At 49.1% G+C, this 14,646-nt stretch carries 13 protein-coding genes; 4 read left to right on the forward strand and 9 right to left on the reverse strand.

The window, feature by feature from the left end; translation table 11 throughout:
* Nucleotides 1-134 precede the first annotated feature (134 nt).
* The 3 genes from L0156_29570 to L0156_29580 all read left to right on the forward strand — a co-directional run bounded on the left by L0156_29570 (nucleotide 135) and on the right by L0156_29580 (nucleotide 2,700).
* The gene (locus L0156_29570; GenBank protein ID MCI0607153.1) at nucleotides 135-521 is read left to right on the forward strand and encodes a response regulator; all 387 of its coding nucleotides are present in this window, start codon (nucleotides 135-137) and stop codon (nucleotides 519-521) included.
* An 86-nt stretch (nucleotides 522-607) separates the two neighbouring features.
* Complete coding sequence (locus tag L0156_29575; GenBank protein MCI0607154.1) at nucleotides 608-2,170, forward strand: MFS transporter; 1,563 nt, start codon at nucleotides 608-610, stop codon at nucleotides 2,168-2,170.
* Entirely contained in the window at nucleotides 2,167-2,700 is a 534-nt protein-coding gene (locus tag L0156_29580; protein ID MCI0607155.1) for a DUF1697 domain-containing protein, read from the forward strand. The genes L0156_29575 and L0156_29580 overlap by 4 nt, the downstream gene beginning before the upstream one ends.
* 2 nt (nucleotides 2,701-2,702) lie before the next feature.
* On the opposite strand, the gene L0156_29585 is transcribed toward L0156_29580, so the two are convergent.
* From L0156_29585 to L0156_29605, 5 genes are read right to left on the reverse strand one after another with little or no spacing between them, the layout of a single operon-like run.
* Nucleotides 2,703-3,662, reverse strand: coding sequence for a DUF979 domain-containing protein (locus L0156_29585; protein MCI0607156.1), 960 nt, complete (start codon nucleotides 3,660-3,662; stop codon nucleotides 2,703-2,705).
* Nucleotides 3,659-4,375 (reverse strand): DUF969 domain-containing protein, encoded by a 717-nt coding sequence (locus L0156_29590; GenBank protein ID MCI0607157.1) that lies wholly within the window; start codon nucleotides 4,373-4,375, stop codon nucleotides 3,659-3,661. Before L0156_29590 ends, L0156_29585 begins: the two co-directional genes overlap by 4 nt.
* A gap of 11 nt (nucleotides 4,376-4,386) precedes the next feature.
* Nucleotides 4,387-5,970, reverse strand: a complete 1,584-nt coding sequence (locus tag L0156_29595) for an amino acid permease (GenBank protein MCI0607158.1) — start codon at nucleotides 5,968-5,970, stop codon at nucleotides 4,387-4,389.
* Nucleotides 5,971-5,972: 2 nt separating this feature from the next.
* A complete protein-coding gene (locus tag L0156_29600) occupies nucleotides 5,973-7,088 on the reverse strand; it encodes an aminotransferase class I/II-fold pyridoxal phosphate-dependent enzyme (protein MCI0607159.1) in 1,116 nt (371 codons plus the stop codon).
* A 7-nt stretch (nucleotides 7,089-7,095) separates the two neighbouring features.
* Nucleotides 7,096-7,992 carry a hypothetical protein gene (locus tag L0156_29605; protein ID MCI0607160.1) on the reverse strand — a complete coding sequence of 299 codons (897 nt, stop codon included), beginning with the start codon at nucleotides 7,990-7,992 and terminating at the stop codon, nucleotides 7,096-7,098.
* Nucleotides 7,993-8,167: 175 nt separating this feature from the next.
* Between L0156_29605 and L0156_29610 the strand changes: the two genes are divergently transcribed.
* Nucleotides 8,168-11,074 carry a protein kinase gene (locus tag L0156_29610; protein ID MCI0607161.1) on the forward strand — a complete coding sequence of 969 codons (2,907 nt, stop codon included), beginning with the start codon at nucleotides 8,168-8,170 and terminating at the stop codon, nucleotides 11,072-11,074.
* Between the two features lie 62 nt (nucleotides 11,075-11,136).
* Here L0156_29610 and L0156_29615 read toward each other — a convergent pair whose 3' ends face one another.
* The 4 genes from L0156_29615 to L0156_29630 form a co-directional block, all read right to left on the reverse strand.
* Entirely contained in the window at nucleotides 11,137-12,003 is an 867-nt protein-coding gene (locus L0156_29615; protein MCI0607162.1) for a mechanosensitive ion channel, read from the reverse strand.
* Nucleotides 12,004-12,022: 19 nt separating this feature from the next.
* A complete protein-coding gene (locus L0156_29620) occupies nucleotides 12,023-12,205 on the reverse strand; it encodes a hypothetical protein (protein MCI0607163.1) in 183 nt (60 codons plus the stop codon).
* 36 nt (nucleotides 12,206-12,241) lie between these two features.
* A complete protein-coding gene (locus L0156_29625) occupies nucleotides 12,242-12,763 on the reverse strand; it encodes a hypothetical protein (GenBank protein ID MCI0607164.1) in 522 nt (173 codons plus the stop codon).
* Between the two features lie 748 nt (nucleotides 12,764-13,511).
* On the reverse strand, nucleotides 13,512-14,420 hold the full coding sequence (locus L0156_29630; GenBank protein ID MCI0607165.1) for a class I SAM-dependent methyltransferase: 909 nt from the start codon (nucleotides 14,418-14,420) through the stop codon (nucleotides 13,512-13,514).
* Between the last annotated feature and the right edge of the window lie 226 nt (nucleotides 14,421-14,646).

Genomic DNA, 14,646 nt, shown 5'->3' on the forward strand with positions numbered 1-14,646 from the left:
CTGCAACGCAAAAACCTGGAAGCAATTGCCTGTGAGTGTTACGAAATTGTCTGTAGCGAGTTTAAACAATTCTGCTGAAGTGTGCTCCAGGTGACAGACAGAGTGTTGCCATTTGCTGTATTTTCCTGTCCTAGATGGGCAAAGCCAGAATCTTCCTTGTTGAAGACGAAATATTAGTTCTTGAAGATCTCAGAGAGCGATTGTTGAGAGGAGATTACGAAATAGTTGGAACGGCGACCGAAGGAAATGAAGCAATCTACAAAATTAGATCGAGCGATCCCGATCTCGTAATCATGGATGTTCGCATAAAAGGGGAGCTGAGCGGCATCGAGGTTGCGATCATTATTCAGAGCCATTTTGAGCATCCTCCTCCAGTGATTTTTCTAACAGGATTCTCCGAAAGCACATTTGCCTATCTGAAAGTCCTGCCTGATTATATTTATCTGAATAAACCGTTTCATGAATCGGTTCTCTTCGAAGCGGTCGAACGTGCTCTCAAGAAATGCAGAAAGACTATTTAACCGCCAAGTCGCCAAGTACGCCAAGCTAAACAAAAGACTTCATTAATTCTCCTGGCGTCATGGCGTCTTGGCGGTTAATATTATTCATGAACATCCTCAAGCCTCCTTGCGATGAGGGGGTCATTTATTCCAGTTCCGCTATCTCTCCTTGTCTAAAGTCTGCACGGCCGTGGATTCTCGCAGCCACAATCGTGGGATCAAGCATGGCTTTTATCGACGGAACCGTGGTAAATGTAGCTTTGCCCGCGTTGCAGCAGAATCTGAACGCAACGGCCACCGATCTGCAATGGGTTGTGGAATCTTATGCTCTGTTTCTCGCAGCCTTGCTTCTAGTAGGGGGATCGTTGGGAGATCGTTTTGGAAGGCGGTTGATTTTTGCTATTGGCGTTGGACTCTTCGCGCTGGCTTCTGCGTGGTGCGGGGCTGCTCCCAATATTCGCACGCTGATCATCGCGCGAGCCGTTCAGGGAATCGGCGGGGCGCTTCTTGTTCCCGGAAGTCTTGCGATCATTGGAACGTCGTTCAGCGAAGAGGAGCGGGGACGTGCAATCGGCACATGGTCCGGTTTTTCAGCAATAACGACAGCCATCGGACCTGTTCTGGGCGGTTGGCTGATTGAGCATTTTTCCTGGCGCGCCGCGTTTTTCATCAATCTTCCACTGGCTGCTTTCATTCTGCTTCTTGTTTTTCGTTATGTTCCCGAAAGCAAAAACAGGACCGGCCCCGCGAAATTAGATTGGGGTGGTGCACTTGTCGCAACACTTGGTCTCGGAAGCGTGGTGTATGGATTGATTGAATCTTCCAATGCGGGATGGCGAAACCCGATGGTCCTGTCATCACTCGTGGCGGGAGTTTTTCTTCTTGCTCTATTTCTTTTCCTGGAAACGAGCGTGAAGAATCCCATGTTACCTCTGGAATTATTTCGGTCGAAAAATTTCACCGGCTCCAACGCACTTACGTTTTTCTTATACGCCGGACTGGGCGGATCGTTGTTCTTCTTTCCGTTGAACTTGATTCAAGTCCAAGGCTATTCCGCCACTGCAGCCGGCGCGGCGTTCCTGCCTTTTACGGTCATTTTGTTTTTTCTTTCTCGGTGGTCAGGGGATTTAGTGAAAAAATACGGCGCACGAATTCCACTCATCATCGGGCCAACCATTTCCGCTCTTGGCTTTGTCCTTTTCGCAATACCAGCTGTAAGTAGTAACTACTGGACAAGTTTTTTTCCCGGAGTAGTGGTCCTCGGCTTCGGTATGGCAATTAGCATCGCCCCACTGACGACTACCGTGATGAATTCGGTAAACGAGAATCAGGCAGGGATTGCATCCGGAATCAACAACGCGGTTTCAAGAACGGCGGGACTTCTCGCCGTTGCCCTGTTTGGCGCAGTAATGCTGGCCGCATTCAGCCATCATTTGGATAAACAGTTGTCCGGAACGGCAATCTCAAAGGAGGTCCGAGTTTCTTTGATGGAGCATCGCTCGAAATTGGCAGCCTTGAAGCCGCCTGCTAAACTTGAGACTCGTGCGAAACTTATTCTTCATCAAGCCATCCAATCCTCATTTGTTTCCGCTTTTCGGTTGATCATGATCATCAGCGCGGGTCTCGCAATTGCGAGCGCCATTGTAGCATGGGTGACCATCGGAAGATGAAATACGTTGCGTTTCCTCGCGGTATCAATGTCGGCGGCAAGAATATGGTGAAAATGGATGAACTGAAAAAAGCATTTGAGTCGTTGGGCGCAAAAAACGTGAAAACACTTCTTGCCAGCGGAAATGTCCTATTTGAATCTACAGAGAAAGATCCTCTGAAGCTTCGCAAAGTCATTGAAGACAAAATGAATCAAAAGTTTGGTCTGAAAGTGAATGTAATCCTGCGCACCATCGGAGAGATCCAGGACTTAGTGGATTCGAATCCCTTTCAGAAAATCAAGATAACTCCCGAGACCAGGCTTTATGTGACATTTCTATCGGAGAAATCGAAGAGCAGTTTGAAAATTCCGTACGAATCGCCGGAAAGAGATTTCAAGATTGTGCGCGCCTCACATAAAGAGGTCTGCAGCGTTCTGACACTGACTCCGGCGAGGCGCTCGGTGGACGTGATGGCTATTCTTGAAAAGGAGTTCGGACGCAACGTTACAACTCGAAACTGGAATACGGTCCTGAAGCTTTTGAAGGCTTGATCTTACAAAAGTTTGATCATGGTCCACATCAGTAAAACGTGCAGAGACCAGATCGCCAGCGCAAAAGGAAGTTGGAATTTGATCACTCCGTATTGATCCTTCATATTTAGCAGGGCAGTCGGGACGATGTTGAAATTTGCGCCCATCGGCGTCATAAGTGTCCCGCTGGAGCCCGCCGTTAGAGTGATGATCGCGACCATGGCCGGATCAACGCCGAACGGTTTAACGATCAACGGAACCAGAACACCGGAAGCAATCACAGGGAAGGCAGCAAACGAGTTGCCCATCACGATTGTGAACACGGTCATCCCGACACAGTTTGCGAGAACCAGCAAAAACAAACTGTTCTCTGGAACGATCGATTGGATGCCACCTGCGATCAGATCACCAATTCTTGCTGCTGTGAAAATGACTCCAAGGGATGCCAGCAGTTGCGGAAGCAAGCTCAAAGAGCCGATCGCATCGTTGATCCGGCGCCCTTCGTTGAACATGGTTCGCATTGTGCTGCTGGTGATTCGCAAAGCCAGAATCATTGCAACAATGCCGCCAACTCCGAGCCCTATCAGCGCGGCGCGATTAACAGCGCTTGAATCGTACCCGCCAAGACGAAAGGCCAATGCAAAAATGAATGTGACGAGCGGAATTGCAAGTACCGGCCAGAATATTTTGTTCTTGAGCCTCGCAGCTTGCTCCGCCTGTTGCTCCTGGGTTGCTTCGTTGTATGAGCCCCGGCTGACTCGGCCCACACCATCGAATGCAACCATCGTTAAAACTAATATGCCGGTCAACCAGTGCGGCAGAAGGGAGCCGAACGCAAAAACAATCGCGAGAATCAACCAGAACAGACTGCTCCCGTAGCGATGCGGGTGAGCTTTGTCTTTGAAAGTCATTGCCGCAAACACAAACAGCACGATTCCTGCAACCACATAAACGGTGTCCAAATTCAAAAACCAGATGTTCACTGTTTCACCGGTTCTTTTGCGGTTCTGCCTAAGCGGCGATCAAGCCAGAGAAATTGAACTACCCCCAACACTATGGAAAAGAGGACGATAGGCGAAGTAAATAAAACCAGACGCCACAGGCTTACTTCATAGCCCAGACCTTTCATCACGCCATAAACTAGTAAGACACCGGGTTGCACGATCGACAGGTTTTGTCCGTAGAAATTTCCATAGTTTTCGGCGGCGGAATTTGCGGCTTTAATTTTCTCCAGCTTTTCAGGTTCCATTTCTCCCTCAATCCTGGCCTCAGCCGCGCCTGCTGACATCGGAAAAATCAACGGTCTGACGAATGATGCATGACCGGTGAGCCGCAAACCTAAGATGCCATGAAGAACACGAAAGAGCTGATAAAGGGTCGACAAGCGACCGACGGTCGCTGCGCGCACTCGCCGGATCAACACCGCAGATTGCTCCTGCAAACCGTACCGTTCGGCGAGTCCGATCGCGGGAAGCGTGATGATGAAAAGCGTCATCAAACGGTTCTCGGTAAAAGCGCGGCCCAGCATGTTGATCAGTCCTTCCTGTCCAGGGTTTGCTACGCTCGAAAACAGCGGCAACCCCGCAATCAAACCGGTGGCCAGAGCAGCTGCGACAACAACAAGGGTCGTGCGCAGCTTAAGAGCGAAACCAACTATGACGATTACAATGCCAATCAGCTTGAACCATTCGGACAAGAGTATTCTCCTCAACTTTGCGGGCGAGTCGCCCGCACCACAAGGTCAGCTTCAATCGCGGCGATCTGAGTCTGACGCGCTTCAATCTTTGCCCCGGTGGGCGGCCCTTCGAAACGTTTCCATTCCAGCGTGAACCAGAGAACGACAAGAAACAGAATCAATCCGATGGTGAGATACAGCACCTTTTGATTGGGAGGCTGAAACCCAACCCACGCAAGGATGAGGCCGCCGATAATCGCAAGCAGCGCAATAGGTTTTGAAAATCTGCCAAGATTAAAAGGACCTTTTTCACGCCAGCTTTTTCCTTCAGCCAGAAATCCCGCAGCTATCGGCATTACGTAAGAGATGTACAGAAATATGGCGCATCCGGTTGCGAGAACTATGAAAGCGGGCGCATAAAGACAGGAGAGAAGGATCAGCGCAACACTGATCCAGATTGCAGTTGTGGGCGTCCGGTGTTGTGGATTTACGTGACTCAAGCTTCCGGACATTGGCAACCCGCCATCACGCGCAAATGCGTACATCATTCGCGAACAGGAGGTCAGTCCTGCCAGCGCGCAAAGATAATTCGCCAGCACAATACCGATGTAGAGCAGGGACCGCAAACCATCCGGCATGCGTGAAGCTCCCATCAGATATGCGAAGACGCCGTATCCTGTTTTCGCGCCTTCGTTCACATCAGGCATTGCCAGAACAAATGCGCACACCATGAGGTAACCAAAAACAGCGGACCAAAAAACTGCGGTCCACATTCCACGCGGAACATTCACCGCTGCCCGTTGAGTTTCTTCAGAAGTATGCGCCGATGCGTCGAATCCTGTGATCGTGTAACAAACGAGTAACAGGCCGAGCAAAAACGCAATCAGCATATTGGAAGTTTGGTTTGGCCACACGCCTCCGCCAGAATCTCCCGTGAAATTGGTGAAGGTAAACAGGCGCGTGAAGTCCAGATGTACTGGTGAATACACAAGCAAAGAAATGCTGAGAAGGATCGATATAGCAAATATAAGGTAGCCGCTGAAATCTGTAAGCATCGTTGTTGCGCGGATGCCGTAATGGTTCAGCAATCCCTGCGTGCTTAGAATGATTACCACGAAAACAAATTGAGTCACATCAAAAGGGAACTCTGCGAAGTTCAAAGTCACGGTGAATTTTGTGGGATCGACACCAAAAACGCCGTTGAGCAACAGATCGCGGAAAAGCAGATACACTCCCACATCGACTGACGCAACCACAAAAATCAAGCCGAGCAAATTGAACCACGCGGTCGCCCACCCCCAGGCTCTTCCCCCCAGGATCGAACCCCAATGATAAAGCCCGCCTGCCGTTGGATAGGCAGACGCGATTTGCCCCATTGCGAGAGCCACAACGAGGGCAAACAGACTCCCGATCGGCCAGCCGATCCCAATCGATGCGCCTCCTGTGGCGCAGAAACCAGCCGCGAAAGCCGTGATACCACCGGCAAGAATACAGATGATGGAGAACGAAATGGCAAAGTTCGAAAACCCGCTCATCCGCCGCGCGAGTTCCTGCGCGTACCCCAACCTGTGCAGTTGCTTTACGTCTTCTTCGTGCTGTGTCGTTTGTAAGGGCATCGTTAGCTTCGATCAAAGGATTCGCGAAGAGCGCTGGAAATGTTTTTCAGGCCTTTGAGGAGCTCATTGATGGGTGGCCAGCCGTAACCGATTCGCATGTAACGCCGCTCCATTTCGAACCAGTGACCGGGGCCGACAAACGTGTGATATTTTTCATTCAGGATTTTGTAGAAGCGTTCCACGTCTACATTCTGTTCCGCTTTGATTCGCGGAAAACAGACTACACCACCTGACGGCTCCACCCATTCCAGGTTCTGTTCTGAATTCATCCAGCGTTTCACAATCGAGAAATGACTCCGGATATTCTCATGAATTGCCGCAAGACTATCCTTTTCTTGTTGCAAGAACCGAAAAGCAATCTCTTCATCCACGACCGAATTGCAAATCATGATCTGCTCTTTTGCAGCCAAAAACAATTCCATCAATTGCGAATCGCGAGAAGCGATCCATCCCATGCGGATTCCAGGAAGTCCATAGGTCTTGGAGAGCGAAGAAACACTAATCACTTTTGGAGAAAGCTCTGCAGCAGGAGGCAAGACTTCCCGAAAAGCCATTTTGCGGTAGGTCTCATCAAAGAGGAGAAAGACATTTCGTGATTCAACTACCTCAATGATCTCTTCCAGTTCATTTTTCGAAATCGTGCTGCCTGTAGGATTGTGAGGGAAGGTTAAGCTGATAAGTTTAGTCTGGGGAGTGATCCGTGACGCGATCAGATCGTGATCCACACGGAATCCGTCTTCAAATTTCAGCTCCAGGAAATCGATCGAAGCGCCGATCGCCCGCGGTGTTTCAATATTCGTTGCGTAATTTGGTTTTGAAACGAGCAATCGATCCCCCGATTTTAAAAGAGAAGTGGAAACGATGAAGAGAGCCGTTGCGGCGCCAGCGGTGATCAGGAAATCGTCCGGCTTTAACTTGCCCGATTCAGATGCAAGCAACTCGCGTAGTTGAGGTTTTCCTGTGTGGCTGCCGTAGCACAAAACAAGATCGCGAAAGTCCAGATCGATTTCATCCAGGCGAGCATCTGAAACAGAGCTTTCGGTCAGATTGCAATCGAGATTCTCGTAGCCCATTTCCTCGGGCGATTCAATCTCAATCGGCATCCTGCGGTATTGCATGCGCGCACTACCGCGTCATCTGATTTCGTTCCGTAGCATTCAAGAGCCGGATCGCTTCTATCATCCGAAGTTGCACTGTTGCGCGTACGGGTGTTCCATCAGATAGAAACTGCGTGTATTTTGTGCTGACGTTCGCAACAACTCCGTTGAAAGCAGGAAAATTGCTTCCCCACGCAAATTGACAGCGTGGCGGGCGTCTGAGATCGTCATCGGTTCGTGTTAACGTCTCCAGTTGTCGAATGTAGGAGTTGTATACGCCGGAATTCGATTCGAAATAAAGTTCCACTTGTAGAGTTTTTGGTTCTTCGGCGCGAAATGCCAAAACGCCATGATTATTCGTTTTATCCCAGAAAACGGCGTTATCGATCGTAATTTCCTTTGGAGTAAATCTCACTTCAATACTCTGGCCCTCCAGCGAACGAATCAACGCCTGTGTTGCGCCACCTTTGGTCGAAGCAGAAGAATCCGGCTCCGGTTTTCTGTAGCCCTCCGCGCCACTCATGTTATAGGAAGAGGATTTAGTCCATTGTTTCAGCTCTTCAGGATAAACGTGGAAACCTCCTTTCGGATCGATCCGGCCGCGCAAGTAAGGAGATTGTGGTCCACGACCTTCATAGTCAAAGTGGGTTTGTCCGGTTCTTAGCTCGATCCATCCGGGTGTGAACTTCGGATCGGGATCAACAGCGAGGTCCGCAAAATCTACACTATTAGTAGGCTCGAACACTCCTTTGTTGAGGTTTCCCCAAACAATTGGACCGCTCGGCTTGGAACAGTATTGTCCCTGCAGGAGTTTCCCGATTCGCAGATCGAGACAGCCGTTTGCTCCAGAAAATTTGGATTGTGCTGCAATTGCCAGAGGCAACACCAAACACAAAACCAGAACGAGTCGGATGCTTGTGCGCATATTCGGTTCCTCTCTGGTGAATGTATTACAAGTGCAACGCAAGATAAAGCGGTTCGCGGGCGGGACGCCCGCGCTACTTCGTTTATAATAATTTGAGAAGAATCATCCTGTGCAGCACACTTCGTTTTCCAACTTCGGGCGCTACACCCATCTTGAGTTTCTTGCAGAGGGCGGGATGGGCCGAGTTTATAAAGCGCATGATCCTGCGTTAAACCGGGCGGTTGCTCTCAAATTTCTCCATCGAAATGATCCGCTTCTCCGGGATCGACTGATTCTGGAAGCAAGGGCGCAGGCCAAAATTGATCATGAGCACATTTGCAGGGTTTACGAAGTGGGAGAAATTGAAGGCAAGCTTTACATTGCCATGCAATTCCTTTCCGGCAAAACGCTCTCTGAAGTTGGTTCCCAATTGACACTGGAGCAAAAAGTAAAAGTCATGCAGGTGACTGCAGAAGCGATTCACGCAGCTCATCGTGTTGGGCTGATTCACCGGGATTTGAAACCGGCAAACATATTGATCCAGAAGAATGAAGATGGGACATGGTTCCCTTATGTCACTGATTTTGGATTGGCCCGGGAAGTAGAGGCTCCCGGTTTAACTGTGTCCGGAATGGTAATTGGATCGCCCTTCTACATGCCGCCGGAACAGGCGCGCGGCGAAATTCATGGACTCGACTTCCGCAGTGATGTTTACAGCCTGGGAGTCACGCTTTACGAACTGTTGTCTGGACAATTGCCTTTGAAAGGAGAAACAACACTTGATCTTCTGCTGAAAGTGATAGAAGAAGATCCGAAACCTTTGCGATCCATAAAGCCGAATATCCCCGCGGATCTGGAAACGATCGTGATGAAATGTCTGCAAAAGGAACCGGAAAGACGTTACGAATCCGCAAAGTCTCTGGCGGATGATCTGAGACGTTTTGTGGAAGGGGAGCCGGTACAGGCAACTCCTGTCAGCATCCAGTACCGTTTATGGAAAAAAGCTAGAAAGCATAAGTTTTCCGCTCTTCTTTTGTTGCTGTTACTGTTCAGTACTCTTGCTTTCGCAGTCTGGGGGCTTCGGACCAAGTGGTACGCCCAAAAGCAAGTCTACTGGATGAATCAATTCAGTCAGGAAGTGCAATACCTGGACAGCTCGATGAAATACGCATACACGTCCCCGTTACACAACATCACCAATGAACGTGCCAGGATTCACGAGCGCCTGAAGGCAATGGAAAAAAGAATCGAGGATGAAGGAAAGGCTGCAGCCGGTCCCGGACACTATGCTTTAGGCCGCGGCTACATGGCATTGGAAGAATATGATAAAGCGAAAGAGCATCTGGAACTGGCATGGCATCGCTACAACTTCCAGACTCCGGATGTGGCTTATGCTTTAGGGTTGAGCCTGGTGGAGTTGCATCGGAAAGGCGTTTCCGATGCTGAAAGGATTTCGGAAAAAAAGGAGCGAGAAGGAAGAAAGCAAGAACTATATCAACTTTATCGCTTGCCGGCGCTGAACTTTATTGCCAAAGGAAAAGGCGCTCAGGCGGAAGCAGTTGAATACATTGAAGCGCTCGTCGCATTTATGGATAAAGAGTATCTCCGCGCGGTTGAAAAAGCACAGGAGTGTGTGAAGAAGGTTCCGTGGTTCTATCCTGCCGATAAACTTCGTGGCGATGCCTACTCATATCTTGCCGAACAGAAAAATGAAGCGGGAAAAACGCATGAGACACTGCGATACTACAATCTGGCAGAAGTAGCATACCAGGAAGCCATTCGAAAAGCCCCGAGTTTTAATCCCGCTTATGAAGAGCTTGCCGATAATGCATATTACATTATGGAAATAAAAATGTATCAAACAAGCGAGCCGTTCCAGTCAAACTTTGAGCGTGGCCTGAAAGCGGCCGATTCCGCTATCACAATCAACCCTGGAAGTCAAAATGCCTACCGGTATAAGTCCGTGGTCTGCTGGCGTTGGGGTGAACATCTTTTGCATCATGATCAGGATCCGCGCCCTTTTTTACGAACCGCGATGGAATCTGCGCAGGTGGCAATCCGGCTTTCTACCACCGATTATGGCCCATACGAAGAGATGGGAGTCGCAAACGACCTGTACGGAAGATACGAATTGTCTCATGGAATGGATCCTCGCCAATCTTTTCGAGGGGCCATAGCCGCCTTTAAAAAAGCCGTCGAGTTCAACCCGAATTCTTTGTTCGCAAACAACTCCCTGGGAAACGCCTACTTGTTCCTGGGGATTTACGAGAATTCGCGAGGTTCAAACTCCAGGTATACTCTGGAAAAAGCACTCGCAAGCTATCAAAACGCCCATAAAACGGGTCGTCATCTGTATGGTGTTTACTGCAATCAAGGGCTGGCTTATCTCGCGCTCGCTGAGCAGGAATTTAACTGTGGCCGTAATCCGGGAGAATTCTTACTGATGGCGGTGGAGAATGCCAGGCAATGTATCAAAATCAGCTCCGGCTTCGCTTACTGCTACCGTATTATTGGAAATGCGTTTGTCAGTCAGGGGGAATATGAGTTACTGCATGGCCTTTCTCCCGAAGTCTCGATTCAGTCTGGTCGTTCGGCGCTGCAGCAAGCAATTAAAATCAAGAAAGACTTCAATCAAACCTGGCTTTATCTGGGCAAGATGGAGGTTTTGGAAGGCCGTTGGAAAATCAAAAAAGGAAAGTCCCCCCTGGAAAACTTCAAGAATGGAAAGAAAGCATTTCAAGAAGCGATTCGGATTTCACCCGACTATGCCGATGCCTATGTGGCGTTTTCCGAGCTCCGCCGTTTTGAAGCTGATTGGTATCTATCTCAAAAACAACCGGTAACAAAAACTTTGCGTGAAGGATTGGGAATGGCTGAGAAAGCATTGAAAATTCATCCTTCTCTGGCACCCGCTAAAATCAGCCAGGCTTACCTTTATTTGCTTCAATCAAGAATCACTGGCGATCGCACTTTTGTCCAGCAAGCAGACCTTTCGTTACAGGAGGCTTTCGAAATCAATCCCTTGCTGCGGATTCAACACAAGGATTTGCAGGAAAAAATTAACGGCAGTCGTGCGGGCGACTCGCCCACCAGCTATGATTAAGCAGGATGTAAGCTTTATCGATTAGCTTTGCGGGCGAGTTGCCCGCACCACTTCTGAGCTACTCACTTGCAGAGATCCACCACGGACGAACACATCGCGTTGGGGGAAGGGAATATCGATTCCGTGCGCGCGAAATAGTTTCTCGATCTCAAAATTGAGCTCGCTTCGAGAACGCCGGGTCTATCCACATAACTGGTTGTCCAGACCCTGAGCATAAAATTGAGCGAACTATCCGCAAATTCAGTGAGAAGAACATCGGGCTTCGCATCTTTCAGGACGCCCGGATGATTTTCTGCAATTTCGAGTAACAAACTCTTGACAGTTTCGGGATCTGAACCGTAGGCAACACCGATGGGGAAATTCAGTCGAACTCTGGGTGAAGGGTAGCTCCAGTTGATTACAGCCGATGAAGTCAGCTCCGAATTAGGCACGATCACTGCAATGTTGTCGTTCGTGATGATTGTCGTTGCGCGCGCCGCAATTCGCGTAACTTCTCCTTGCAGCTGGCCAATTTCAATGCGATCTCCCACTTTGATAGGTCTTTCAAAAAGAAGAATGAGCCCGCTCACGAAATTATTGGTGATGTTTTGAAGGCCGAGACCAATTCCAATGCTGAGCGATCCAATCACGATGGCAAGGGCGCTCAAATCAATTCCGGCCGTTTGCAAAATCACCATGAATCCGATCGCGATCAAAACGTAGCGAGCCATTGCAGCGAACGTGTGCCGCAGTCCGATATCCAGTCTGCTTTTTGCGAGAAGGCGTTCCACGATCCATGTTTTCAACCTGGCGGTTACGTAAAACAAGAGACCCAGGAGTACGAAGAAAAGTAAAATAGACCACGCCGTCATTGGCGTTTTCCCGAGCGTTATGAGTGGAAAATCCAGAATCTCTTTCAAACCTATGAGAAAATTTTCAAGGTCCCGCATAATCTCCTCCTAGCGCGCATCACCGCACGCGTATACTTCTTTCGGTGACGTTCCAATTTTCACTGACCGGAACTCCATCCTTCAATAGTTCCAGCTTGATCCGGTGTTCTCCCGGCTGTAAGCCCTGAATGTAATGCGGACGCCATTCCTTCATGGACATCAATTCCTTACCATCGATCGATAACCACAAAATATCCGGCACGGCTTCCCATATTTACATTGTGCAAAAACCAATCTATCAAGATGCCCGGATGTGGCTGTCCGGGCAGCGTTCATTTGAATCGTGATCACCAACGGGAGTGCTGTAGACCATCATCGGACGCGAAGAGTCCACATCGAAAGATCCCCGCTTCTCTTTGACATAGAACTTCACAAAAGCCAAGACTTTTTCTTGCTTCACGGATTCGTGCCAGGGATGGACAGGGAAGACGCGGATTACGTGAGCTCCCGGCTGAACGTTGTGAAACACAAAAGGATCACGGCTGTAGTGCTGTAGGAAGGGTTCGTTGTCCAAAATAAAATGCAAATGTCTGCCATTTTTCTCAGGCTGCCAGTTTTGAATTGCAAACTGCACCGTTACATCCGGCCCGGACACAACCTCGCCCTGCAATGGCTGTTGTATCGTGATCCTGACACTGGCCTTAGTCTGAGTGGCTCGCGCGTGAATCAACTTCCACTTGCCATGAGTCGTCGTGACCTGCGCGTGGAGATTGAAGGACGCTGTGAGCAGTATTGTGACAAGAAGCAATACTGTTTTCATGATTCAACAAATGAATCATAGGTACAGTTTTGCTGAGTCGCTAGGAGCAGCTCATTGCAATCCAGGCGCAACCGGTAATCACGAAAGTCATCTGGAAAAAGCTCAGCATGGCGGGAGCTTGGTGGTATAGCGACTATAGTCGCTATCCTCGGAGAAGCGAATAAATTGGTAACGTCCCAAAAGAGTAGGTGGAAAATCCGCAAGGGTCGCTAAAAAAGACTAACCGAAATGTAAGCACTAAAAGTGGAAAAGGCTTTCCTCTCCCTTCCGCTGAAGAATAGGCAATTTAAGTTTTGATAGAGAAAACAGTGGAAGGGAGAGGGGAGGGTGAGTAGGACGAAAGAGCTCTCTATAGTCTCTCCAATCGCTGAATGATACTTGTTAATACACCTTCGATTGAGTCTTTCACTTCCACATTGGTAAATCTCAAAACAGTAAAACCCCGCGATTCCAGATAATGCTGTCTTTTTTGGTCAAGCCATCTCTGTCGATCAAAACCATGGACATCACCATCTATTTCGAGAATCAACTTTTTTTCAGCACAATAAAAATCAACGATATAATTGTCGATACTGGTTTGTCTTTGGGACTTGTATTTTCCGAGGTGTCGAGATCGAAGTTTCCCCCATAGTGTTCTTTCCGCCACTGTCATTCGTCTTCTAAGTGACTTATCGACCATTTCAGTCAAACGAGAATCTCAGTCACCTACGCTTTTGGGACGTTACCAATGAATTCGCTACTACAAACTTCAGATGAATCCGGCAAGTCCTTTGCCGCGATAGACCGCCAGGTGATCCTGCATTTGCACGAGAGGGACGCCGCGTTCCCAGAGCTTCGTGTATACGTATTCCGTGATTTCGGATTGTTGATCGCGAGAGTAAACATGCACGTACGGATGCAAGAGGATCATCCAGACAACGCTCATGAAACGCTCGAAGTCGTCAACGTGAAATTCAACGCGGCTCGTTCTGGTCAGCACCTGCGAACCGGCAAAGGCTGGATCGCGGCGAAGTTCACGCGCAAATCCTTTGAGGTCCTGATCGTTTTTGGCGCCAAAGAATTGCCCGGCGAAATGATTGTATAACCATGTGGTGCTTGTCCGATCATTGCTATGATTGGCCATCAGCACCGCGTGAATAGCAGCTGAAGGACCGGGACCATCTGGCTTAGCCAGTAGGAGATTGTGCATGTTTCTGAAAAGTGCGGGCCAAATCTGCTTCGGACTGTAGTAAAGCGAGTGATGCAACGTGATGAGCGTCATGCGGTGGCCATCCAGCTCCTGTTTGCGAAAATGCCGGACGTTTATTTCATCGAGAAGCAGGTCACGGTAGTTTCCCTGGATTGTTTTCACATGCTTCGTGTTCTGTCGCTGGATCCTTTCTGCTACGATGTCGAGGGCTGCCTCTTCAATATCAAGCAAATATAGGCCCCCGCGAAACGCAGACTCCAGAATCCTAAATTGCGGTTCATTACTCGAACCGATCGAGAGCGCGGTCAATGCTTTTCTTAGGGGTAATGACTTCGAAAGGGTCCTGATAACACGGGCCAGACCGCCGGCAATGTCGACTTTGTCATTGCTATAACGGGACCAGATTTTGTCCTGATCATGAATCTGCTCCTGGGCCGCTCGCAGCCCCATCTCTATAATTTCGTTCATTGCGGTCTTCATGAACGAAATATAGTATCACTTTGCCGCTGATGTTTTTGTCGCTTTTTTTGCTGATTAAAAGCCGGAAGGAATGGGCAGCGTTTGGCGCCGCCCATCCTTAACCGGAAACGCGAACGAAGGCGATAGTACTTTATCTGCAGTACTATACCTTGCCCACTATGGTGCGGGTGCGGCAAGCCCACGAATCGGGTTGTCGCTGCCGATGAATCCTAGA

The organism is bacterium (assembly GCA_022616075.1).
Classification (GTDB): Bacteria; Acidobacteriota; HRBIN11; order JAKEFK01; family JAKEFK01; genus JAKEFK01.